25 protein-coding genes are annotated in these 21,868 nt (G+C 59.1%); 12 read left to right on the top strand and 13 right to left on the bottom strand.

Features of this window, described 5'->3' with window-relative positions; translation table 11 throughout:
- Nucleotides 1-50: 50 nt before the first annotated feature.
- From ACZ47E_RS01030 to motA, 13 genes are all read right to left on the bottom strand, one after another.
- Nucleotides 51-722, bottom strand: a complete 672-nt coding sequence (locus tag ACZ47E_RS01030) for a response regulator transcription factor (protein ID WP_006698188.1) — start codon at nt 720-722, stop codon at nt 51-53.
- 282 nt (nt 723-1,004) lie between these two features.
- Nucleotides 1,005-1,535 carry a lytic transglycosylase domain-containing protein gene (locus ACZ47E_RS01025; protein WP_244405497.1) on the bottom strand — a complete coding sequence of 177 codons (531 nt, stop codon included), beginning with the start codon at nt 1,533-1,535 and terminating at the stop codon, nt 1,005-1,007.
- Nucleotides 1,519-2,877, bottom strand: coding sequence for a flagellar hook-length control protein FliK (gene fliK, locus ACZ47E_RS01020; RefSeq protein WP_112636817.1), 1,359 nt, complete (start codon nt 2,875-2,877; stop codon nt 1,519-1,521). Before fliK ends, ACZ47E_RS01025 begins: the two co-directional genes overlap by 17 nt.
- Nucleotides 2,874-4,145, bottom strand: a complete 1,272-nt coding sequence (motC, locus tag ACZ47E_RS01015) for a chemotaxis protein MotC (RefSeq protein WP_278067222.1) — start codon at nt 4,143-4,145, stop codon at nt 2,874-2,876. Before motC ends, fliK begins: the two co-directional genes overlap by 4 nt.
- Entirely contained in the window at nt 4,142-5,446 is a 1,305-nt protein-coding gene (locus ACZ47E_RS01010; protein WP_278067221.1) for a MotB family protein, read from the bottom strand. Before ACZ47E_RS01010 ends, motC begins: the two co-directional genes overlap by 4 nt.
- Nucleotides 5,443-6,093 carry a hypothetical protein gene (locus ACZ47E_RS01005; protein ID WP_077986640.1) on the bottom strand — a complete coding sequence of 217 codons (651 nt, stop codon included), beginning with the start codon at nt 6,091-6,093 and terminating at the stop codon, nt 5,443-5,445. Before ACZ47E_RS01005 ends, ACZ47E_RS01010 begins: the two co-directional genes overlap by 4 nt.
- 302 nt (nt 6,094-6,395) lie before the next feature.
- Entirely contained in the window at nt 6,396-7,712 is a 1,317-nt protein-coding gene (locus ACZ47E_RS01000) for a flagellin N-terminal helical domain-containing protein (RefSeq protein ID WP_037090909.1), read from the bottom strand.
- A gap of 305 nt (nt 7,713-8,017) precedes the next feature.
- Nucleotides 8,018-8,455 (bottom strand): hypothetical protein, encoded by a 438-nt coding sequence (locus ACZ47E_RS00995; RefSeq protein WP_004439999.1) that lies wholly within the window; start codon nt 8,453-8,455, stop codon nt 8,018-8,020.
- A 5-nt stretch (nt 8,456-8,460) separates the two neighbouring features.
- Nucleotides 8,461-9,543: a flagellar biosynthesis protein FlhB gene (gene flhB, locus ACZ47E_RS00990; RefSeq protein WP_004439997.1), complete on the bottom strand. Its 1,083-nt coding sequence runs from the start codon at nt 9,541-9,543 to the stop codon at nt 8,461-8,463.
- 126 nt (nt 9,544-9,669) lie between these two features.
- Nucleotides 9,670-10,713 (bottom strand): flagellar motor switch protein FliG, encoded by a 1,044-nt coding sequence (gene fliG / locus ACZ47E_RS00985; protein WP_004439994.1) that lies wholly within the window; start codon nt 10,711-10,713, stop codon nt 9,670-9,672.
- Nucleotides 10,714-10,740: 27 nt separating this feature from the next.
- On the bottom strand, nt 10,741-11,280 hold the full coding sequence (gene fliN / locus ACZ47E_RS00980) for a flagellar motor switch protein FliN (RefSeq protein ID WP_022555619.1): 540 nt from the start codon (nt 11,278-11,280) through the stop codon (nt 10,741-10,743).
- Between the two features lie 64 nt (nt 11,281-11,344).
- Nucleotides 11,345-12,304, bottom strand: a complete 960-nt coding sequence (locus ACZ47E_RS00975; RefSeq protein WP_464016885.1) for a FliM/FliN family flagellar motor switch protein — start codon at nt 12,302-12,304, stop codon at nt 11,345-11,347.
- The gene (motA, locus tag ACZ47E_RS00970; protein WP_004439982.1) at nt 12,301-13,173 is read right to left on the bottom strand and encodes a flagellar motor stator protein MotA; all 873 of its coding nucleotides are present in this window, start codon (nt 13,171-13,173) and stop codon (nt 12,301-12,303) included. The genes ACZ47E_RS00975 and motA overlap by 4 nt, the downstream gene beginning before the upstream one ends.
- Nucleotides 13,174-13,358: 185 nt before the next feature.
- Here motA and ACZ47E_RS00965 point away from each other — a divergent pair, with 185 nt between their 5' ends.
- The 12 genes from ACZ47E_RS00965 to flgH all read left to right on the top strand — a co-directional run bounded on the left by ACZ47E_RS00965 (nt 13,359) and on the right by flgH (nt 21,849).
- The gene (locus ACZ47E_RS00965; RefSeq protein ID WP_278067493.1) at nt 13,359-14,138 is read left to right on the top strand and encodes a DUF1217 domain-containing protein; all 780 of its coding nucleotides are present in this window, start codon (nt 13,359-13,361) and stop codon (nt 14,136-14,138) included.
- Between the two features lies 1 nt (nt 14,139).
- Nucleotides 14,140-14,874, top strand: a complete 735-nt coding sequence (flgF, locus tag ACZ47E_RS00960; protein WP_004439975.1) for a flagellar basal-body rod protein FlgF — start codon at nt 14,140-14,142, stop codon at nt 14,872-14,874.
- 11 nt (nt 14,875-14,885) lie between these two features.
- Entirely contained in the window at nt 14,886-16,292 is a 1,407-nt protein-coding gene (gene fliI / locus ACZ47E_RS00955; protein ID WP_278067219.1) for a flagellar protein export ATPase FliI, read from the top strand.
- A gap of 41 nt (nt 16,293-16,333) precedes the next feature.
- Nucleotides 16,334-16,858: a hypothetical protein gene (locus ACZ47E_RS00950; protein ID WP_373969202.1), complete on the top strand. Its 525-nt coding sequence runs from the start codon at nt 16,334-16,336 to the stop codon at nt 16,856-16,858.
- A gap of 160 nt (nt 16,859-17,018) precedes the next feature.
- Nucleotides 17,019-17,411 carry a flagellar basal body rod protein FlgB gene (flgB, locus tag ACZ47E_RS00945; RefSeq protein ID WP_004439967.1) on the top strand — a complete coding sequence of 131 codons (393 nt, stop codon included), beginning with the start codon at nt 17,019-17,021 and terminating at the stop codon, nt 17,409-17,411.
- A 3-nt stretch (nt 17,412-17,414) separates the two neighbouring features.
- On the top strand, nt 17,415-17,834 hold the full coding sequence (flgC, locus tag ACZ47E_RS00940; RefSeq protein ID WP_004439964.1) for a flagellar basal body rod protein FlgC: 420 nt from the start codon (nt 17,415-17,417) through the stop codon (nt 17,832-17,834).
- Nucleotides 17,831-18,166 carry a flagellar hook-basal body complex protein FliE gene (locus tag ACZ47E_RS00935; RefSeq protein ID WP_278067218.1) on the top strand — a complete coding sequence of 112 codons (336 nt, stop codon included), beginning with the start codon at nt 17,831-17,833 and terminating at the stop codon, nt 18,164-18,166. Before flgC ends, ACZ47E_RS00935 begins: the two co-directional genes overlap by 4 nt.
- An 18-nt stretch (nt 18,167-18,184) precedes the next feature.
- Complete coding sequence (gene flgG / locus ACZ47E_RS00930; protein ID WP_003503427.1) at nt 18,185-18,973, top strand: flagellar basal-body rod protein FlgG; 789 nt, start codon at nt 18,185-18,187, stop codon at nt 18,971-18,973.
- A gap of 20 nt (nt 18,974-18,993) precedes the next feature.
- A complete protein-coding gene (flgA, locus tag ACZ47E_RS00925) occupies nt 18,994-19,482 on the top strand; it encodes a flagellar basal body P-ring formation chaperone FlgA (protein WP_004439958.1) in 489 nt (162 codons plus the stop codon).
- Nucleotides 19,479-20,600, top strand: a complete 1,122-nt coding sequence (locus ACZ47E_RS00920) for a flagellar basal body P-ring protein FlgI (RefSeq protein WP_022555612.1) — start codon at nt 19,479-19,481, stop codon at nt 20,598-20,600. The genes flgA and ACZ47E_RS00920 overlap by 4 nt, the downstream gene beginning before the upstream one ends.
- Nucleotides 20,597-21,133, top strand: a complete 537-nt coding sequence (locus tag ACZ47E_RS00915; RefSeq protein ID WP_004439951.1) for a MotE family protein — start codon at nt 20,597-20,599, stop codon at nt 21,131-21,133. Before ACZ47E_RS00920 ends, ACZ47E_RS00915 begins: the two co-directional genes overlap by 4 nt.
- Nucleotides 21,130-21,849, top strand: a complete 720-nt coding sequence (gene flgH, locus ACZ47E_RS00910) for a flagellar basal body L-ring protein FlgH (protein WP_004439948.1) — start codon at nt 21,130-21,132, stop codon at nt 21,847-21,849. The genes ACZ47E_RS00915 and flgH overlap by 4 nt, the downstream gene beginning before the upstream one ends.
- Nucleotides 21,850-21,868 lie beyond the last annotated feature (19 nt).

The following is a 21,868-nucleotide window of genomic DNA, read 5'->3' as shown; positions in this document are numbered from 1 at the left end:
AAGCTGTCTGAAATACCGCGTTTGAAAAAGACCACGCGGGTCAATGAAAATCATTGCCAATCAATGCTGTAGCCGAGGAACCGCTTGGAATCGACCGGGTCGTAGCCAAGTTTCTTGCGCAGCTTCTTGCGCAGCTTGCTGATGTGGCTTTCGACGACGTTTTCTTCGACGTCATCATCGAAGATGCCGTAGATGGCATTGAAAATCTGCGCCTTGGAAACGCGGCGTCCGCGATTGGCGATCAAATATTCAAGAATGCGGCGCTCGCGGCGCGGCAGGGGAAATACCTCGCCGCCCACTTCCGGGTCGCGTCCATCGGAGAAGACCCGGATCGGACCGGCGTCGGTGAAATTCGAGATGACCTGCAGCCGGCGGCGAATAGCCGCCGCACGTGCGAGGATTTCCCGAGGGTGAACGGGCTTGCGCACGACATCATCGACGCCACTGTCGAACAGCGCGAGTGTCGCTTCCAGCGAGGGCTGGTCGCTCACCGCGATGACAGGCGCCGTCGTGCGATCCCTGATCGCCTTTGGCAAGGAGAAGCTCCGGTCGCCCTGGCCGATCAGGAAGGCTTCCACAGCCGCAAGATCGCTTTCCGCCGCCGTCGAGACCCATTCCCCGAATTCGACCGGATCGAACCCGGTCGAGGGAATGCCCTCACGCCCAAATAGAGATGTATAGCCGTCTTTAACGAGCTCGCGCTCATCAACCACTACGATCATTCGTCCGCCTCCGAATCAGTGTGGTGTTTTCCAATGAGGCATTGGTACGAATCGGGGGATTCAGCGACAACTGTAGGAAATCATCGATAGTTATTAATAATTGATTAACCATTTTGTGCCGATTTGATCTATATATAGTGGGTATTAACCATATATGACACAAAATTTTTGTGTAAAAATTTCCGAAATCGCTAAAAAACGCTTGAAACGCCTTTTTTCGGGCTTTGTCTCGCCACATTTCCGATAGCGAGTCCCAAACCCTGATAAAGCAATTTCAGGTTGTTATCCGTCGCAGAAATTTTTAGCGTTGGGCGTCCATTTCCCGTAGCCCGTCGCCACCAGATTGGCGATGACCCGGCAGACATATTTCTTCTGGGCCGGGTCATTATTGGGCCCTGCGTGATAGCGGGCAACTGCCATCGTCCAGGTCTCGTGCCTGTTGTGGAGGTTACGCAGGAACATGGCAGCATATTCGACATTGCGACGCGGATCGAACATTTCGCGCGCAGATGTGAAATTCTCGCCGTGGAAATAATGATTTATCTGCATGCATCCGAGGTCGATCAGCTTGGCGCCATTGCGTTTGGCAGCCTCAAAAGTCATCAAGGCCTCTTCGGTAGAGGCCGCAAATACCGGTTTTCCTTCGATATTCATGGCGTTGGGGTCGAGCCGCCCCTTGCGGCCAGTCTCCGTCAGGCCCACTGAATAGAGAATTCCCTCCGGCACGCCGTACTTGCGTGCCGCAGACTGGATCTCTCTTTCACACACGCCTGACGTTGCCGAGGCCGATGCGTTTTCAGAGATAGACGCCATTGTCAGCAGAAGTACGGGCAGAGCCAAGAGCGCCGTCCATGCCTTCATTATGCACCCCCAAATTATCGCCATTGCCTTGCCGGCCGCCTCGTGCACCGGACTCGTCACGGTTGCGGCCCGCAGCCGCCTGCTGGCCCTGCTGCTGCGCCTGCTGATTTTGCTGATTGTTGGCTTGTGTGCCCGTTTGGTCACTCTTATCGGAAGAAGCGATGCTGATCGTGATGTTATCGACCGTCAGACCCTGCGCCTTGAGGCCATCAAGGATGCTCTTGCTGTCTTCCTGGAGCTTTTTATAGGCCGCGACGCTCTCCACAGTCATGTGCACGGCGAGTTCGTCACCGGCAAGACGCAGTGACATCGTCACCGATCCAAGCTCGATCGGCGTCATATGCAGCTTCAGCGTATGCACGACCTTGCCGGTGCTGCTCTGGGCGGCTGCGTTGGACAGCGCCGAACCGGGCTGCATGGCGCTGACCCATTCCGGATCATTGGCGATCAGGCCGGTCAGAGCCGAGGCATTGGAGGAGGGCGCCAGACCGATGAAGCGCCGGGAATCGAGAACCGTTACGGTATCGGCCGCCTTACCGCTGCTTTCCCGCGTGTCGAACTCCACGCGGCCTTCGCGCTGAACCGTGCTCATATCGAGAGCGCGGGCTGCACCCGAACGCGGAGACGCGAAGCGGAACGATGAGGCATCGCCTTCGTTTTCCGAAGCCGAACCCGCCGCATCATTGGCAGCTGCAACCCCAGTCGGCATGTCCTTGGCCGGATGTTCAGCCTTGCTGCGGACAGGTTCAGCCCTGTCGGACTTGACCGTGTCGGTCTTGCCGGCAATTGCCTGCGCAATTTCTTCCAGCGGCGTCTTGGCCGTGGCCATTGCCCCGGCGCTGGCCGTAACCAGCTGCAGTTCGGCGAGCTTCGGATCGAGAGTATCCGTTATCGCCTCGGCATCCTTATCCGCCTCATCCTTGAGCTTCTTGCCAGGCTTGCCGTCCCCCAATTGTGCCCGCGAGGATTTGACCGCGTTCTGGAACTCGGCAGCTGTGTCGTGAACTCGACCGTCCCCGGCATGCTCGTTGACGATGACATTCAGGAAGGCTGCAGGCCGTTTGACCGGAACGTCCATCTTTTCCCCCTCGCCGTCGGCCTGTCCGTGCTGTTGCCCGGCTGAACCAGAATCGTCCGACCGCGAATGCGGCGCCTGCGGCGGTCGCTCGTCACGAACCGTGGAAAGGGCATCGCCAAAGCTGCCGCCTCTCGCCTCGTCACGTGCGGCAGCACTGCCTGCGCGCGGATCGGACGGTGGCGCATTCGTTAGCGCATTGATGGTTGCGTCGATCATGGTGCCCCCTCGCCTTTCTTCAACAGGCTGTCGATTTCATCGAGCTTGCTGCGGCCGCTTGTCACGAGCTGCCGGACATTCTCACCGCCATCGTCGGCCTTGTGGGTTTCAACCCGCCATATGCTTTTTTCCCCGCCAGCCACCGCATCATTTTTGGCTGCGTTCTGTCTGGCGCCCTGCGCCGCCGCGTCGACATCAGCACCTGATAGCGAGGGAGGACGAACCACCTGTTCGGCGATCGCCCTTGCGGCATCTCTGAGGGCCCTGTCCCGGTCCGAAAGCTGCGTTTCGGGAATTTGTCCGATCGTCTCGATCGCGCTCACCACATCGGGTGTTCCAATGTTGGAAAGGCTTTCGTAGAGATTGGCCTGCGCTTCCGGTTGATCCGGCGCGGCGGACGACAGCGTCTTCGCTTTAAGCGCCGCCATGCGGGCCAGCGAATCCTTGCCGCTGATCGCCGCAAGACGCGAAAGACGCAGATAGGCTTCCTTCTGCCTTTCCGCATCCATCATCGCGAAGGTCTCCACTATCGCGTCTTCGCCGAGGGAATCAGAGCGTTTGACCACCAGCGAGACCAGAAGATCCGCGAACTGGCTTGCATAGGGCGAATGCAGGAACCGCCGCGCGTAACGCTGTGCGTATTCGACGCCGCGTTTTGCATCGCCGTCTTCAACCGCAATGGCGAGCGAGCGGCGCAATGCCGCCTCCTCAACGATTGTCCCTGGCGCTTCAAGCCGGGCAATGTCGTAAAAGCCGAGCGCGGCCAGAGGATCGCGCGGGATCGTGACATTGCCACCGATCAGCGCCAGATAAGCGCCTATCCGCGTGCCGCGATATTCAGGCACCATCGCCGCGATGCTCTGCGCCACCAGCGTCCCCTTGCCTGACAGATACTTGCGCAGGATATCGGCGACGCGGCTGTCGAAATTGCCGTCCACATCGCGCGCGACCAGCAATTCAAGCGTGGCGGGATTGCCGCCGCTCATCGCATAGATCAGCGCCGCATCGACATTGCGTGGGTCTTTGAAGATCGCCGAGGGCGCGCTCTTCAGCCGCTCGTCTATGGTCTGGAGCAGGAACCGCTGCATTTCCGTTGCCGAATGGTCTCCCGTGGCAACCGAATCCTGCACGAATTGCAGGGAGCGCAGCATGGCATAGGGCATGAGATTGTCTTGCGACTGCGAAAACGCCTTGAATGGTCCGGCACCGAGACCACAAAGCGTCGCCGCAAGAAGAAGCCAGCGTTTCGAGGCTTTCGTCACACTCACCCCCGATCAGCCTCAAGCAGGATTTCGATACGGCGGTTGGCATCCGCCAGGGGATCTGCCGGGACCTGCAATCTGCGGTCCGCAAACCCAGAAACCTGCTTTACCCGCTCTTCAGACAGGCCGCCGCGCACCAGCATGTAATAGGCGCTGTGCGCGCGGTCCATGGAGAGCCGCCAATTGTCGTTGGCCTCGCCCTTGAACTGCCGCCCATCCGTATGGCCGCGAATTACCACGCTGCCACCGCGCTCCTGAAGCAGTTTGCCGATCTTTTCCATGGCGAGAACCATTTCGCGCCGGGGAACGGCCGATCCGATATTGAACATCGGTGTTTCCGTCTGGTCGGAAATGGTCAGCAGCAATCCGCCTTCCGCAGGCGTCACGACCAGCCCTTCCGAGAGCCTGCCGGTTATGCCGGATATCTGTTTCTCGATTTCTTCGCGCAGCGTATCGGCCTTTTCCCATTCAGCATCGCTCGCCTTTTGCTGAACATCCTTCGCCTCTTGCTGCTGCTCGGGCCTGGGCCGTACAAGCGCTGCCTGCTCGGCGGCATCCGGCCGTTGCTGCGGCACAACTGCGGCGACGTCCATGGGCTTGCCGTCTTGCGCCTTGTCTTCCGGCGTCTGAGACGATTTAACCGCAACGGCCTGAGCGCTTTCGGCAGCATTCTCCTGCTTGTTTTCGGCGGCCTGCTGCTCAACCGGTTTTTGTTGCTGATCGGCGCGGGTGATTTTCACCTGCTGCGTCCAGAAATCAGGATCGAAGGGATCGCGATAGGCCTCGCCGCCGCTTGCGCCGGTTGCAGGACCGGAATCGGCAGCACCGCCCTCGCCCTTGGCGCTGACATTGGCCTGCTGCCCGACCTGCTGGGCGATTTCCGCTAGCACGGAATAGGGATTTTCGAAAAAGTCCGCTTCGGAGAAATTCGACTGCTCACCTGTCTGGGACGTCAGGTCTTCGCCCGTCGCCGCGGCGGATCCCTTGGTCACTTTCTCTGCCTGAATGTTGGACTGGTCCTTTTTCTGGACGCCCTCTTCCTTGTCCACGGGCTTTTCCAGCCCCTTGGACGAGGGTTTCTCATCGGACAGTTTTATCGGATTGAAATAGCTCGCGACCGAGGCCTTGGTTTCCTCATTGGCGGCATTGACCAGCCACATGACGAGGAAGAACGCCATCATCGCCGTCATGAAGTCGGCGTAGGCGATCTTCCACGCACCACCATGCGCACCGTCATGGCCACCTTTATGGCGTTTGACGATGATGATCTCGTTTTTGCCGTGGTGATGGTTTTCGCCTTCACTCATTTCATCACCTTGCGAAGACTGGAGGCCCAGGCGGACATGCGCGTCACGAAGACGCTCTCACCCAGCTCGACTGAAAGATCGATATCGGCGGTCTCGGTAAACTTCATCGTCTCTTCTTCAAAGCCGGGCTGGGTCTTCAACTGCTCGAACAAATCCTTCGGACCTTTCACGACAAGCGTGACGGCGTCACCATCCGGCATGGAAGCGCGCACCACATCCGCCAGCGCCGAGACTGCTTTAAGCGACAGTTCTTCCGTCAAAATCGGAGCAAGGATTGCGGCGGTCTGTTCGCTGAGGGTGGCGGCAATCGCATCAATGCCCTCTCGCAGCCCGCGCGACAGAAAGACCGCGATTTCCTCGAGATAGGCGGATCGCAGCGCCTCCAGCTCAGCCGAATGGGCGGCCAGCAGCTCGTCGCGTTCCGCCTGCATCTTTTCGGTGATTTCGCGTGTCGCATCCTCATGGCCACGGGCGTAAGCGGCCTGCCTTTCACTCTCCACGTCGACGGTTTCGAATTCATCGAAACCGGATGCAGCGTCGGCAAATGGCGAAACGCCATCGGTATCCGCCAGGGGATCGCCGAAGGCCAGTCCTGCCGGCTGAGCGTCACCGAAGTCCTTCAGATATCTTGCGATGGAGGTGGTCATGCACGCCCCCGGCGAAACAGCGGACGAGACATGTTTCGCTGCCTGCGATCTGGAACGTTCCGTCGCATTTCCGGGCGGAAAACCGGAGTCCGCTTTTCCTGGAAATGCTCTAAGCCGTTTGGCGGCACCACCGTCATCCTTGCTACCCTGCCCGTCTCTTCCATGATTGCCGGAGGACCGCGCCATGCGATCCGCCCCATATTGCCCCGACGTTAGGTGTTCAAACTTGTGCGAGGATGAAGGCGGAACTGTTCAGCACGTCTGCGCCACGTTTCCGCGCATGCCCATGCGAGGAAGCTCCATTACTTGAAGAGCTGGAGAATATTTTCCGCGTTGGCGTTGGCGATGGAGAGTGACTGGATACCGAGCTGCTGCTGTGTCTGGAGCGCCTTCAGCTTGGTCGATTCCTCGTTCATGTCAGCATCGACAAGACGACCGATGCCCTTGTCGATCACGTCCATCAGGCTCGACACGAAGTTCTCCTGCATGTCGATACGGCTCTGCAGCGAGCCCAGGCTGGACGCCGCGCTGGTCATCGCTTCGAGCTGACCGTCGACAAAGGACATCATCGCATCCAGCACGTCGGCTTCGGTATATTGCTCTCCCGTCATCGTTCCCATTTTCTGGGCGAGATCGGTGAGCTTGTTGATGTCGAGCGTGGAGACGGAGATTCCGAGTTTACGATTGTCGGGGTCAATTGCCGCAGTGACATCGTAATACCAGTTGGTGCTCGGCGATGTCGTGGTCGCGACGGGGGTCGTGCTGTCGGTCGCCGGAGCGCCTGCCGCTGCCGGATCGGTGGAGGTGAGCTTTACCCACACACCATCACCGATCTTCAAATAACCCTCCGTATTGGCGGCATTGGTATAGATGCCGGTCGCCTTGACGGAAAAACCTGCCAGTGCCGCCACTTCGCTATCCTTTAGCGTCGGAACCACATAATCCTTGTCGGTGACGGTGGGAGCGGCGGGTGCCGCGGGCGTATCGGTCGTGCGCATCGTCACGATCGTCTCGTTCTTGCGCAGGAATCGCGCTTCGGTGTCGAGAATGCCGAACTTGCCGCCGCTCAGATCGAAAAGCACCGTGCTCGAATCGAGTGAATAATCGACCGTCGTCACCCCGACTGCGCCTGCGGCGGTGCGGGTAAATGAAGCGACGATCTTCTTGATGACCGGCTCTTCCGCGGGCGGCGTCTTGCCGTCGCCGATCTTCGCCTGGAGCCAGTTTTCGCCGGAGAAAGACGCCGATTCGGAGATGCTCTTCAGCTGATCCTGAAGCTGCTTGATTTCTTCCTGGATCTTCGTGCGGTTGCTGCCCACACCATAAGCGGCAACCAGCTTCGCCTTCAGCGATTTGACCGTCTCAATAGCACTTTCCACGGCTTCGAAGGCGGTGTCCACCTTGGCGGCGCCGAGACCAAGTGCGTCCTGAACGGCCGAAAGCGCCGCATTGTCCGAGCGCATGGTCGTGGAGATAGACCAATAGGCCGCGTTATCCGCTGCCGTCTCGACGCGGTAACCGGAGGAGACGCGCGCCTGCGTGGTCTCGAGGTTCTTGTCGATCATGCGCAAGGTTTGCAGCGCGGCCATTGCCGCCGCATTGGTCATAATGCTGGTCATGGGTTCCACCCAATTCAAAATGTAAGAAATAATCCGGCGCTGCGCCGGAAACGAGCAGAGGCATCATGCGCATCGGCGGTGGTTGAAATGATCCACCGCGACCTGCCGTTCGTTAACAAATCGTTAATTCGATAGGTACCAAACAACAACGCTGATTTGCAAGGCGTTCCTCGCTTTCCCATAACGGTTTTGCGCGCGGTGGCAGGCTTCGGGCAAGGTCGGGTGAAAAAGCGATCAGGCAAAACCGTCGCGACCGCCGTTTCGGCAGTCGCAACCGGTCATCGGCTGGATATTCGGCGGATGGTTCAGGCCGCTTCGCCCTGGTGGGTCGAAACGAATCGGGCGGCCATCAGGCTATGGCGGAGGAACTCGGTGTTTTCGTCCGGATTTTCCGAAGGGTTCTGAAACGACACATGATTGATTTCGACCGCCGCATGTTCATTGGCCAAGATCAATTGTGCATAGACCGTGGCGCCGATCGGTTTGATTTCGAGATCGAGAACGATCTCCGGCGCGCCTTCCCATTCGAGTTTATATTCGCCGCCGGCGCCGAAATTGATCGTACCGGGATGATAATAAAGCTCCGCAGCCGATGACACGAGATCGGCAATGCTGCCGTAGCACTCGAATCTGAGCAGCGAAATCAGGTCGGCCGGGTCTAGCAATCGTAGTTCTGTAGCGATCGGGTTGATCGCCTCTGCGACGATCATTTCCCGCTGTTCAGAATAGGCGGATTTTTTCATTGGTCTTATTGAACCCGTATTTTCGATGACTTCATGGCGTAAACCCGATGAACAAGCTCAGCCACAGCCTTGTAAAAGGCTGGTGGAATCACACTATCGATCGAGACTTGCGCAAACATGGAGCGCGCAAGCGGCGGGTCCTCAAAAACGGGGATATTATTTTCTTCCGCAATCTCGCGGATTTTCAATGCGATAAGGTCCTGGCCCTTGGCAACGACAACAGGCGCGTCGCTTTCTTCACGCACGTAACGCAACGCCACCGCAAAGTGTGTCGGGTTGGCGATGACGAGGGTCGCGCGAGGCACGTTGTTGATCATGCGGCGGCGGGCACGGTCGCGGGCAATCGATCGCTGACGGGATTTGACAACCGGGTCGCCCTGCGACTGCTTGTATTCTTCCTTCACCTCATGCTTCGTCATTTTCAGCTGGGTGAACCAGTGATGGCGCGTCCATAAAACGTCCACGGCGGCGAGCAATGCGGTCGAAAGCAGGATTACGATCATCATCTTTTTGACGATCTCGACGACCCGGACAAAAATAACCTGCGGATCGGAAAACATCAGATCGATGAGGCTGTAGAACTCGCCGCGCAGAGCGAAGAACATGATGGTCGAGACGATCATGATCTTGAAAACGGACTTTCCGAATTCCACGAAACCCTGCTTGCTATAGATGCGCGTGAAACCCTTGGCGGGCGATACGCGGGACCATTGCGGGCGCACCCGTTCCAGCACCGGCGACGGCAGGTTCTGGAAAAACGAAGAGGCGAGGCCGAAGACGATGAACATGATCATGGCCGGCATGAGCAGATAGGCCATGGACGTGCCGAGGAAGTACAAAAGCGACAGGGCGTCTGGCCTGGTGCTCAGGTCCCATTGTTCGGGCTGGCCGAACAGGTCCTTCAGCGTCTCGCCGATGCGGCTGGCACCGTCGGGCAGAAAGAAAACGAGATAACAGTAAAAGGCCAGTGACGACGCAAAGATCGGCACTTCACGGGAAAAGGGCAGATTGCCCTTTTCCGCCGCATCACGGAGTTTTTTCTCCGTTGGGGCTTCTGTTTTACTGTCCTTGTCCTGATCGTCTGCCAAGGCACGTTCCCGGGATAAAAAAAGGCCCGCCGATCCCGGCAGGCCGTCGTCCCGAAACTAGCGCCGGCGGCTGGCCACCGCAATGGCCGCCTGCAGCAGATGGGCCGGTTATCAACCGGCTTCCACTCAGGCCGCAGCCGATTGTTCTTCCGCGGCAGCGTCCTTCAGCTGGATCTGGCCGGAATTGGCCAGCCGGATCGCCTCCTGCGCAACGGCACGGCGGGCAATCGCCACTTCGCGGGTGTTGATCGAGGCCTGCGGCACCGCAAGGTCCGATTCGATCATGCGGCGCTGGCGCGGACTGATGCTGGAAAGCACACATTCCTTGATTTCCATCGTGGCGCCGCGCAGCGCCATCGTCAGAACATCGGCCGACACATCGTTCAGCAGCATGACGCGGCTGCGCTGCGGCATGAACATGAGGTCGTCGAAGAGGAAGATCTTCGGCTTGACCTTGTTTGCGGCTTCCTTGCTGAGCGTCTCGAGCGAGCTGAGCAACGTATCCACCTGCGGCTTGTCCAGTTCGTTCATCAGGTCGGCAACCTTCGTGGAACCGCCGGCATTGCGCTCGGCTTCGATTTCGTTGATGAGGTTGACCACACGCTTCTCGATGATCTGGGCGGCCGTCGGGCTCACCTCCTTCATGTTCACCGTGCGGTTCATGATATCGGCGCGCTGCTCTTCCGGAATGGTCAAAAGGACCTTGGCACCGAAGGACGAGGGCAGCATGGAGAGAATATAGGCAATGGTCTGCGGATGTTCGCGCAGCAGGAACTTGCCGACGAATTCCGGCTCTGCTTCCTGCAGGCGGTCCCAGATCGATGCTTCATAGGCCTGGAACGCTGCGCGGCGGCCGAGAAGGCTGTCCACTTCTTCAGGGGTCAGACCTTCTTCGAGAATGCTCTCGATTGCCTTGGCATTGTCCATCAGACCCGTTCCTTCGGTGAACAGGTCCTCGAACTCGGCCACGATCTGCGCAAGTTCATCGGGAGGAATGACGCGAAGGGTCTGGGCCGAGGAAATGATCATCTGCAATTCGTGCTGCGTGAAAAACTTCAGCAGCTTGCCGGCGACGCCCTTACCCATGGCAAGAAGCACCGCGGCCGCCTTGTCGGCCTGAGACAACGGCTTGCCCGCAATTGGGTTACCGAAATCTTCAAAGTCCATCATGGTCTTTCCTCTCCGTCCCCACAGGGATCAGGCTTTCTTCGTACTCAGTACTTCAATCAATTTTACGCCGAAGCGCGTATCGTCGTCTTCCAGAACCGTTATTTCACCGCGCGCAATACGGCGGCCATTCACCATGATCTCGACCGGCTCGCCGATCTTGCGGTCGAGTGCTATCGTCGCGCCCTCCTCCAGGCTCATCAGCCCCGAGACGAGCATTCGGCTGGTGCCGAGAACGATCTGGACATCGATCGGGATATCCATGATCAGGTCGATGTTTTCGGACAGGCCGCTGCCCAGCGGTGCCTTTACGCCCGCAACCTGCGGGGCGGCGGCAAAATCGTCCATCGCAAAATCGGCCGCTCCGCCACCGAAGGCGGAAAGGTCGGTATCCGTAGAAACCTCGTCCGTACTTCCGAAATCGCCGAAGTCGCCAAAATCGGAGAGCGAGCCTTCCGCATCCGTCTTGAGGACGCCACGCAGATCGCCGATAGCCTGGTCGAGGTCGCCGCCGTCTTCAAACGACGGCAACGCCGCATCATCGGTCACAGGTGTTTTCTTCGTAGCCATGCGCTGATTATTCCCTTTGAAACTTGCGTCAGCCTGCCCAAACCCAAAAAGGTCGGGCAGGATTTTAACCCATCAAATGTCGTAAGATCTCGTCGTCCGTGCTGACATTGCTCTTTACCCGAACCATATAGCGGTCGCCTGACTTGCCGAATTCGCAATTATAGAGCTTGGAGCCGTTAGCACTGACCTCAACGCCGATATCGTCCTGGTTGAGGGCCTGAAACGGAATGACATCGCCGGCCACCAGCTTCGAAATCGTACGGAGTGTCAGCGTTTCGAGCTTGATGCGCGCCTCAAGCGTGACCTGCGATCTCTTCACCTGTTCCGAGATCATCTCCATCCACTCTTCCTGCTTCTTCAGCGCCTGAGCTGATGCCTTGGGAGCGACGATGGATGTCTTGAGCAACGGACGCTGCGGTATGATCAGCGAGAATTCCGACGACACTTTGCCAATGTCGATTTTCATGTGGATGTTAACGCCGTAGAGGCCCGCAATCATCTCGTCGAAGGCACTTTTGCCATTGGAATTGAACGGCGGCTCGATAGCCGCTTCAAAACCGCCCGGCGCATTGACTCCGGAACGGAGCACGCCACCGATACGTCCAAGGACCATGGCAGCCAGATCGAGCTCGATATGGGAAAGACTGCGCTCATCGGGTTCGCCGATGCTGTCCGGTGCTGCACCGAGCATGCGCTCCATGAGCGCGATGACGAAGCCATTACCGACCGTCATCATGAAGTTCGGGCACCAGTTGCGCAGGGAACAATCGGCCACCGCGACATTCTGCCCGACATTGGCGATCAGGTCGGTCATGAGCCCCGATTCGGAGCCGATATATTCGACGTCTATCGCAATGCCGGTCTCGCTGTGAAAAATATCCGGCAGGAATTCGCTGTAGAGGTGGCCGATATCGGAACCGATCTTCGCGATCGTCCTGCGGTCGGAAAGCCCGCCGGTGAGTTTCGCGAGCAAGGCGGTGTCGATGGCGGGAGCTTTTTGCGCTGCAGCTTTTGCCATGGTCATGCCGCCTTGTTCTCGCCGCCGGGATTCATCATCTCCTGCTCGACGGCGTCGATGGACGGCCGCTCGTAGTTGGAGATGGTCTTGCGGCCATATTCAAGCGCAACCTGCGGCACCGAACCGTTCATGTAGGCGATCAGCGTCTGCTTGACGATGATGTAGAGGCGATGCTGCTTGGTGCGGACGATCTTGACCTGCGAGGCGAGCGGATTGCAGATCGAATAGGACAGGATGATACCGAGCATGGTGCCGACCAGGGCGGCGCCGATGAGGCCGCCCAGCACTTCAGGCGATTCATTGATCTTGCCCATCGCCTTGATGACGCCGAGAACCGCTGCGACGATACCGATGGCAGGGAAGGAATCGCCCATGGTGGTGATCGCGTGGTAAGGCTTCAGCTTGTCGTGGAGGATGGTCTCGATTTCTTCATCCATCAGCGCCTCGATTTCGTGGCTGCGGGCATTGCCGATGATGATGAGGCGGACATAGTCACAAATGAACGAGGTCAGTTCCTTGTTCTTCAGAACCGATGGCGCGCTCTGGAAGATCGAGGATTCCTCGGGATTGTCGATATGAGCCTCGATCTCGTTGCGCGATTTCGTGCGCAGGTCGCGCATCAGCGAATAAAGCACGCCGAGCACGTCGAGATAGTTGCGCTCCTTCGGAACCGAGTGCTTGAAGGCCTCGCCGAGCGCCTTGCCCGAATCCTTCACGACCTTCATCGGGTTCGCCATGATGAAGCCGCCGAGACCGGCGCCGCCGATGATCATCAATTCGAACGGCTGAATCAGCACGTCCAGATGACCGCCCATCGCCATGTAGCCGCCGATGATGCAGCCGAAGGTGATTATAAGTCCAATTACAATATTCATTGATCGACCACGCCCGAACAGTGTTCCATGCCGCCATGTCTAAAAAATGTGGCTTGCGTGAACCTGTCCGCAAAGCCTCTCCGCGCTTCAGCCTCCAGCCAGTTTCGCACAAGCAAGCCGCGGCACTATGCCGGCAAGGGCGGACGTGCGCCTTGAGATCGGGATCAAACGAGAGCGGCGGTTCAGTGACTTCCACCTACACCAGCTACAGACTGATCAGTCAGGATATCGGCAAGTCGCTTGAGCGGGTGTCGAAGCAGCCGGACGTGGCGCGTGAGACCGAATATTACCGCGCAAAGATCGGCGACGTGAAATCCATAGACGATTTCATGGCGGATACCCGCCTTTACAATTACGCGCTCAAGGCGCACGGGCTTGAGGATATGGCCTATGCGAAAGCCTTCATCCGCAAGGTCCTGACAGAAGGCACGACCGACAAGAATGCCTTCGCCAACAAGCTTTCTGACAGCCGTTACGCGGATTTCGCGAAATCGCTGAATTTCGCGGATCTGGGTGCGGCGGCGACTTCGGTCGATGCAGCCCAGTCGGGCGTCATTACCAAATACACCCGGCAGACGCTGGAACAGGAAGCGGGCGACGACAATAACGGTGTTCGTCTCGCCCTTTATTTCGAGCGCAAGGCGCCGACGATCAAATCCGGCCTCGACTTTCTGGCCGACGATGCGCTCGCGCAGGTGTTTCGCACGGCCTACAACCTGCCCGACGAATTCGCCGGGGCAGATGTCGAGAAACAGGCCACCCTCATCGAAAAAACCATAGATGTCAAGGACCTGCAGGATCCTGAAAAGGTCGGCAAGCTGCTGGAGCGTTTCACCATCATGTGGGAAATGCAAAACCCCTCGACGACCTACGATCCCCTCGCCGTCTTCGGCTCCTCCAGCGGCTACGGTATCTCGGCCGATCTGCTGATATCCATCAACTCCCTGAAACTCGGAGGCAAATGATATGCAATCCGGACTATACGTCGCCCTGTCCTCGCAGATCGCGCTGGAGCGTCGTCTTACCACCATTTCCGACAATATGGCGAATGTGAACACGGTCGGCTTCCGCGGTTCCGAAGTGAAATTCGACGAAATGGTCGCCAAGAACCATAATGACATGAATGCCAAGATCGCCTTCGTGTCCCAGGGCAACGACTATCTCTCCACGCGCCAGGGCGCTTTCGAGCAGACCGGCAATTCCTTCGATTTCGCCATCAAGGGCGATGCCTGGTTCTCGCTGGATACGCCCGACGGTCAGATTCTGACCCGTGACGGCCGCTTCACCATGCGGCCGGACGGCGCGCTCATTTCCTCCAGCGGTTACCCGGTCCTCGACGCCGGCGGCGGCCCGATCCAGCTCAATCCGAATGGCGGCCCGATTACCGTGGGTCTTGACGGAGCCATCAGGCAGAACGAAAACATCGTCGCCACGCTTGGCATCTTCCAGGCGGATTTTTCGCAAGGTTTCCTGCGCCACCCCAATAGCGGCGTGAAGCCCGTGGCTCAGCCGGTCCCCGTCGTCAACAATCACGAGGTCGGCGTCGTTCAGGGTTATCTCGAACAGTCGAACGTAAACGGGATTTCCCAGATGACGCAGCTCATCCAGGTCAACCGTGCCTTCGAAAGCATCTCCTCTCTGATGCGCGATACCGAATCGACCTTCGGCGAGGGCATCAAGACGCTTGGTGGCGCGCGCTGAGGAACTGACCAATGACAATGCCGGTATCCATGCTTTCGGCTGAAGCCATTTCACCGAAGCTCGCCCAACTGGCCGGCCTTGCCGGACATTATGCCGATCCGGAATTTTCGGTGGCGCCGGGCGGCCACGTTCGCACCATCGCAGCCGGGCACTATACCGTGTCCGGCCTGTCCCGGCATGTGCGGCTTGGCGAGTTTGTCGCCCATCGCAGCCCGACCGGCATCCATCTCGGCGAAGTGGTGCGCGTTGAGCCGGATATCTGCTACGTGTGCCCTATCGAGCCGGGCGAACCGATCGGCATTCACGATACCGTCATCCGCAAGGGCGCCTTCCGTGTCGCGCCTGATGATAGCTGGTGCGGACGCACCATCAATGCGCTTGGTGAACCTATCGACGGCCATGGACCGCTTGCCGCGGGCCTTGAACGCCGTTCGATTTCCAACAATGCGCCACCCTCAATGACCCGCAAGAGGGTGGAGACCCCGTTCAAGACCGGGGTGCGGGCAATCGATATTTTTTCGCCGCTGTGTCTCGGCCAGCGCCTTGGCATTTTCGCCGGCTCGGGCGTCGGCAAATCCACGCTGCTGTCCATGCTTGCAAAGGCTGACGCCTTCGACAAGGTGGTGATTGCACTGGTCGGCGAGCGCGGACGTGAAGTGCGCGAATTCATTGAAGATACGATGGGCGAGAACATGAACAAGTCCATCGCCGTTGTCGCGACGAGCGATGAAAGCCCGATGCTGCGCAAGATGGCGCCACTTTCCGCTGTCACCATTGCAGAGCATTTCCGCGATCAGGGCGACAATGTCCTCCTCATCATTGACAGCGTGACGCGATTTGCCCATGCGATCCGCGAAGTGGCCGTTGCTTCGGGTGAACCGCCGGTGGCGCGCGGTTACCCCGCCTCCGTCTTCACCGAGCTGCCGCGTCTTCTGGAGCGGGCGGGACCGGGCGCCGAAGGCACGGGCACCATCACCGCCATCGTTTCCATTCTGGTGGATGGAGACAATCATAACGATCCGATCGCCGATTCGACCCGCGGTATTCTCGATGGTCACATTGTGCTCGACCGCAGCCTTGCAGAAGAAGGCCGCTACCCGCCGATCAATCCGCTCGCCTCGATCTCGCGTCTCGCCAAGAAAGCATGGACGCCGGATCAGGAAAAGCTGGTGTCACGCCTCAAGGCGCTGGTGCATCGCTTCGAGGAAACGCGGGATCTTCGCCTCATCGGCGGTTACCGGCCGGGCACCGACCCAGACCTCGACATGGCGGTGAAGCAGGTTCCGATCATCTATGAAACGCTGAAACAGCTGCCGAACGAACCGGCGGCACAGGATGCCTATGCTGACCTTGCGACCGCATTGCGCGGCGGCGCGCAGAACGGCCAGCCGCAGGTAACCCCGAGAATGAGAGGCTGACCGTGAAGAAAAAGCGGAATAACGATAGCTACGATGAAGACGTGCTGCCCAAGCCCGTTTTCTTCACACCCGACCGTATTCTGGCATGGACGGGCATCACGCTTGCCGCTGCAGCGGCCTTCTTCCCCTGGTACGTGTTCTTCAACGAGGAAAAATTCGGCATGAAGGTGGCGGGCGGCGACCGCACCCGCGATCTGCCCCATACCGGCCCGCGGGAAGTCTTCAGTGTTTCTCCGATGGCGATGACCAATCGCAACAAGGAAGACACCCCACCGCCGGCCGAACTGCCCGACATGCTGACGACGGCGACCGTGAACGCAGGCGGCAAGGAAAAACAGAACAATCTCGCAGCCGGGGTCGAGGACCAGCCCTTCCCCGGCCAGACCGCCTTCCGTCTGCTGCATGTCTCCAACGGCCGCGCCCTGATCGAAGACGGTTCGGGCATGTATATGGTGAGGGTCGGCTCGACCCTGCCTGATAATGCGCTGCTGACGAAGATCGAGCAACGCAACGGCGAGTGGTTGATAGAGACATCCTCTGGAAAAACCTATCACCCCGAAAAATAAAAGAAATTTCTTCCGATCAAAAGGCGCGCGGCATCTGCTGGCGCGCCTTTTTTCTTTGTGCAGGCCGCGCATCCATGCGCCGTCGCACCCCTTCGTCTTCTCCGCAAGTCTGACGCAAGATTAGCCCCGTAGGTTCGGGGCATACGAGATGGAGAAGTCTATGCAACCGATTCAACTGTTCGAACTGGCATCCCGCCAAGCGGAATGGCTGAGCGTGCGGCAGGAAGTCGTGGCGACCAACATCGCCAACGCCAACACACCCAAGTTCCACGCCAAGGATGTCAGCCCATTCGAAGCGGTCATGCAGGCCACCAGCCAGCAGGTCGGAATGGCGAGGACAAACCCTGCCCACTTCGGCGAGAGCACACTCAGCGACAATATCGCGGTGCGCGACAACCCGGTCAACAACGAGATCGGCATGCAGGAATCGGGCAATTCGGTCGCGCTTGCGGAAGAAATGACCAAGACCGGCGAGATCAAGCGGCAGTACGAGCTGAATGCCAATCTCGTCAAATCCTTCCATCGCATGATGCTGATGACGGTTAAGAGGTAAGCCATGGATCCCTTGAGTGCGGCGAGCAAGATCGCCGGCAGCGGCCTGGAAGTGCAGTCCACCCGACTGCGCATCGTGTCTGAAAACATCGCCAATGCCAGATCGACGGGTGACACACCCGGCGCGGACCCTTATCGCCGCAAGACAGTCACCTTCGGTTCGGAACTCGACCGTGTCAGCGGCGTCGAGCGCGTGACGGTGAAAAAGCTCGGCGTCGATCGCGGCGACTTCATCAACGAATACGACCCCGGCAATCCGGCCGCCGACGCAAACGGCATGGTGAAGATGCCGAACGTCAACATCCTGATCGAAATGGCAGACATGCGCGAAGCAAACCGCAGCTACGACGCCAATCTTCAGGTCATCCGCCAGACACGCGACCTCGTCGCCTCCACCATCGACCTTCTGAAGGCATCGCAATGATCGACGGCATCAAACAACTCGGCTCCCTCTCGCTGACGCGCGGCGCCGGCAGCGTTTCCTCGCTCACCGACAATATTTTCGGCAGCGAGAAGACGACACCAGCGCAGCAGACCGGCCAGAGCTTCGCAAGCGTTCTCGGCAATGTTTCCGTTGACGCGATGAACAACCTCAAGATGGCCGAAGTCGCTTCTTTTGAAGGCATTCAGGGCAAGGCGAATACGCGTGAAGTCGTCGATGCCATGCTTTCGGCCGAGCAGTCGCTGCAAACCGCCATCGCGCTCCGAGACAAGATCGTGTCGGCCTATCTCGACATTACCAAGATGCAGATCTAGCCCAGCAGGAATATTGACATGAGAGCTCTTGCCATCGCTGCCACCGGTATGGACGCCCAGCAGACCAATCTGGAAGTCATCGCCAACAACATCGCCAACATCAACACCACCGGTTACAAGCGCGCGCGGGCGGAGTTCACCGATCTTCTCTATCAGACCGAGCGCATGCAGGGTGTGCCAAACCGCGCCAACCAGGCGATCGTGCCCGAGGGCGCCAATATTGGCCTCGGCGTGCAGACCTCGGCCGTGCGCAACATCCACACCCAGGGCAACCTGATCGAGACCGGCAACAAGCTCGACGTCGCGATCATCGGTCAGGGCTGGTTCCAGATCGAGGCGGCCGATGGTTCGACGCTCTACAGCCGCGCCGGCGCCTTTAACAAGAACGCCGATGGTAATCTCGTGACGGTGGATGGCTATAACGTCATTCCGAATATCAATATCCCGACCGACGCGCAGGACATCACCGTTACCCGCACGGGTCAGGTGACGGCCCGTATCGGCAACGCCGCCGACTTCACCGAGCTTGGCCAGCTGACCATCGCCAACTTCGCCAACGAAGCCGGCCTGAAGCCGCTCGGCGACAACCTCTTCGCCCAGACACCGGCTTCCGGCGACGCCGTCATCGGCGTGCCCGACGATCCGAGCTACGGCTATATCAAGCAATCCTACCTCGAAGGCTCGAACGTCGACGCCGTCAAGGAAATCACCGACCTCATCACGGCGCAGCGCGCCTATGAGATGAATTCCAAAGTCATCACCACCGCTGACGAAATGGCTTCGATTGTCAGCAAGAACCTGAAGTAAGAACGGAAAGGCAGGCGAACATGAGGTTTGGCCGGAAAAATAACAGCTGCAAAAGGGCACTCGCCCGTATGTGCCTGGCGTCTGCCTTTTCAATCGGCGCTTTCGCGCCTGCCTTCTCCCAGGCGCCAATGGCGCTGGTTCCCGTGCGTACCATCTATCCGGGCGAGACGATCACGTCCGAACAGGTGAAGCCGGTGGAGGTGACCAATCCCAATATTTCCGCGGGTTACGCGAGCGACATCAGCGAAGTGGAAGGCATGATCTCCAAGCAGACCCTGCTTCCCGGCCGCACGATCCCCGTTGCCGCCCTACGCGAACCCTCGCTCGTCACGCGCGGCACCAGCGTCAAGCTCGTCTTCACCATCGGCAATATGACGCTGATGGCTTCGGGAACACCGATGACTGATGGCTCGCTCGGCGAAGTCGTACGGGTACGCAACATCGATTCCGGCGTCATCGTCAACGGCACGGTCATGAAGGACGGAACCATTCAGGTGATGGCGAAATGAGAGTGCTTCGTATCCTGGCCGCGGCCATCCTGTTTTCGGCCCAGCCCTTCCTTTCCGTTCCGGCAGCCCATGCGGATACGTCCCGCATCAAGGATATCGCATCGCTGCAGGCAGGACGTGACAACCAGCTCATCGGTTACGGTCTCGTGGTCGGCCTGCAGGGCACGGGCGACAGCCTGCGTTCTTCGCCGTTTACCGAGCAATCCATGCGCGCGATGTTGCAGAATCTCGGCATCACCACGCAGGGCGGCCAGTCGAATGCCAAGAACATCGCCGCCGTGATGGTGACGGCCAATCTGCCGCCCTTCGCGAGCCCCGGCAGCCGCGTCGACGTGACGGTGAGCTCGCTCGGCGATGCCTCTTCGCTGCGCGGCGGCAACCTCATCATGACGTCGCTCTCCGGCGCCGACGGGCAGATTTACGCGGTCGCGCAGGGCGCACTGATCGTCAACGGCTTTTCGGCGCAGGGCGATGCGGCAACGCTGACCCAGGGTGTCACCACGTCGGCGCGCGTGCCAAACGGCGCGATCATCGAACGGGAGCTGCCGTCGAAGTTCAAGGATTCGGTCAATCTGGTCCTTCAGCTGCGCAACCCCGACTTTTCGACGGCCGTGCGCGTCGCAGACGTCGTCAACGCCTTTGCCCGCGCCCGCTATGGCGATCCGATCGCCGAACCGCGCGATTCGCAGGAAATCGCGGTGCAAAAGCCTCGCGTCGCGGATCTCACCCGGCTGATGGCGGAAATCGAAAACCTGACCGTCGAGACGGATACCCCGGCCAAGGTCGTCATCAACGAACGCACCGGCACGATCGTCATCGGTGCGGATGTGCGGATTTCGCGCGTCGCCGTCAGCTACGGCACGCTGACCGTGCAGGTGACCGAATCACCGCAGGTCATTCAGCCGGCACCCTTCTCGCGTGGCCAAACGGCGGTACAGCCGCAGACGGATATCATGGCCATGCAGGAAGGCAGCAAGGTCGCCATCGTCGAAGGGCCTGACCTTCGCACGCTGGTTGCCGGTCTCAACAGCATCGGGCTCAAGGCGGATGGTATCATCGCCATCCTGCAAGGCATCAAATCCGCCGGCGCCCTTCAGGCGGAGCTTGTGCTGCAATGATGGAACGTCAGACCAAAAATCCGCTTTCGAATGGCCTCGTCCGCTTCGCGGCGGTCGCGTCGCTGCTGTTCCTGCTGCCGGCCGCCGGCGCGGAGAGCCAGCAGAACGTGGTTTCAGAACTCAGCACGCAGGATGAAATCCAGAAATTCTGCACCAACATTGCCGATGCGGCCCGGGATCAGCGTTACCTGATGCAGAAGCAGGAGCTCGAGAAGCTCCAGTCCGACGTAAACGAGCGCATTTCCGTGCTGGAAAACCGCAAGGCTGAATATGAAGACTGGCTGGCGCGCCGCGAACATTTCCTCAACCAGGCCAAAAGCAACCTCGTCGACATCTACAAGACGATGAAGGCGGATGCCGCCGCACCGCAGCTCGAGAAGATGCATGTGGAGATTGCTGCTGCCATCATCATGCAGCTGCCGCCGCGTCAATCCGGCCTCATCCTCAGCGAGATGGACGCGCAGAAAGCTGCCACCGTCGCCGGCATCATGTCGCAGGCAATCGACAAAAACACTTCGAAGGATCCTTCATGAGCACGCGTCGTCTTCCGGCCCTCCTCCTGCCGCTCGCTCTCCTGGCAGGCTGCCAGAACAACCAGACCCTGAAGGAAATCGGTAACGCACCGGCGATGAGCCCGATCGGCAGCGGTCTGCAATTCAGCCAGACACCGCAGATGGGCATGTATCCCAAGCAGCCGAAACACATGGCAAGCGGCTATTCACTGTGGAGCGACAGCCAGGGCGCACTTTTCAAAGACCTGCGCGCGCTGAACATCGGCGACATCCTGACCGTCAACATCCAGATCAACGACAAGGCCGATTTCGACAACGAAACCGAGCGTAACCGCACCAACTCCAGCGGCTTGAACTGGAAGGCCAAAGCCCAGATACTTGGCTGGACGCCGGACGCGGATTCCAACATCAAATACGGCTCCGACACCGATACCCAGGCCAAGGGCAAGACCAAGCGGTCTGAAAAGCTGACGCTGCTCGTGGCCGCCGTCGTGACGGGTATTCTCGAAAACGGCAACCTCATCATCAGCGGCTCGCAGGAAGTGCGCGTGAACCATGAAATCCGCATCCTCAACGTCGGCGGTATTGTCCGGCCGCAGGATGTGGATGCTCAGAACATGATCTCCTACGAGCGCATTGCCGAAGCGCGCATCTCCTACGGCGGTCGCGGCCGTCTGACGGAAGTGCAGCAGCCTCCGGTCGGGCAGCAGGTCGTCGACCTGTTCTCGCCGCTCTGACGCCGCACACGGGGAACGG

It is taken from the genome of Agrobacterium sp. 5Ca39 (assembly GCF_055382365.1).
Note: the sequence above shows the minus strand (reverse complement) of the source record. Positions and strands in the feature narration are given on the sequence as shown.

Excerpts from the sequence above, each read along its gene's own strand:
- ACZ47E_RS01005 (WP_077986640.1), bottom strand. The coding sequence starts at position 6,093 with ATGACCACCTCCATCGCAAGATATCTGAAGGACTTCGGTGACGCTCAG.
- ACZ47E_RS01000 (WP_037090909.1), bottom strand. The coding sequence starts at position 7,712 with ATGACCAGCATTATGACCAATGCGGCGGCAATGGCCGCGCTGCAAACC.
- flgG (WP_003503427.1), top strand. The coding sequence starts at position 18,185 with ATGAGAGCTCTTGCCATCGCTGCCACCGGTATGGACGCCCAGCAGACC.
- fliK (WP_112636817.1), bottom strand. The coding sequence starts at position 2,877 with ATGATCGACGCAACCATCAATGCGCTAACGAATGCGCCACCGTCCGAT.
- fliI (WP_278067219.1), top strand. The coding sequence starts at position 14,886 with ATGACAATGCCGGTATCCATGCTTTCGGCTGAAGCCATTTCACCGAAG.
- flgH (WP_004439948.1), top strand. The coding sequence starts at position 21,130 with ATGAGCACGCGTCGTCTTCCGGCCCTCCTCCTGCCGCTCGCTCTCCTG.
- ACZ47E_RS00915 (WP_004439951.1), top strand. The coding sequence starts at position 20,597 with ATGATGGAACGTCAGACCAAAAATCCGCTTTCGAATGGCCTCGTCCGC.
- flgC (WP_004439964.1), top strand. The coding sequence starts at position 17,415 with ATGGATCCCTTGAGTGCGGCGAGCAAGATCGCCGGCAGCGGCCTGGAA.
- ACZ47E_RS01030 (WP_006698188.1), bottom strand. The coding sequence starts at position 722 with ATGATCGTAGTGGTTGATGAGCGCGAGCTCGTTAAAGACGGCTATACA.
- fliG (WP_004439994.1), bottom strand. The coding sequence starts at position 10,713 with ATGATGGACTTTGAAGATTTCGGTAACCCAATTGCGGGCAAGCCGTTG.
- flgA (WP_004439958.1), top strand. The coding sequence starts at position 18,994 with ATGAGGTTTGGCCGGAAAAATAACAGCTGCAAAAGGGCACTCGCCCGT.
- ACZ47E_RS00975 (WP_464016885.1), bottom strand. The coding sequence starts at position 12,304 with ATGACCATGGCAAAAGCTGCAGCGCAAAAAGCTCCCGCCATCGACACC.
- fliN (WP_022555619.1), bottom strand. The coding sequence starts at position 11,280 with ATGGCTACGAAGAAAACACCTGTGACCGATGATGCGGCGTTGCCGTCG.
- ACZ47E_RS01010 (WP_278067221.1), bottom strand. The coding sequence starts at position 5,446 with ATGAGTGAAGGCGAAAACCATCACCACGGCAAAAACGAGATCATCATC.
- flgB (WP_004439967.1), top strand. The coding sequence starts at position 17,019 with ATGCAACCGATTCAACTGTTCGAACTGGCATCCCGCCAAGCGGAATGG.
- motA (WP_004439982.1), bottom strand. The coding sequence starts at position 13,173 with ATGAATATTGTAATTGGACTTATAATCACCTTCGGCTGCATCATCGGC.
- ACZ47E_RS00995 (WP_004439999.1), bottom strand. The coding sequence starts at position 8,455 with ATGAAAAAATCCGCCTATTCTGAACAGCGGGAAATGATCGTCGCAGAG.
- ACZ47E_RS00920 (WP_022555612.1), top strand. The coding sequence starts at position 19,479 with ATGAGAGTGCTTCGTATCCTGGCCGCGGCCATCCTGTTTTCGGCCCAG.
- ACZ47E_RS01025 (WP_244405497.1), bottom strand. The coding sequence starts at position 1,535 with ATGGCGTCTATCTCTGAAAACGCATCGGCCTCGGCAACGTCAGGCGTG.
- ACZ47E_RS00935 (WP_278067218.1), top strand. The coding sequence starts at position 17,831 with ATGATCGACGGCATCAAACAACTCGGCTCCCTCTCGCTGACGCGCGGC.
- flgF (WP_004439975.1), top strand. The coding sequence starts at position 14,140 with ATGCAATCCGGACTATACGTCGCCCTGTCCTCGCAGATCGCGCTGGAG.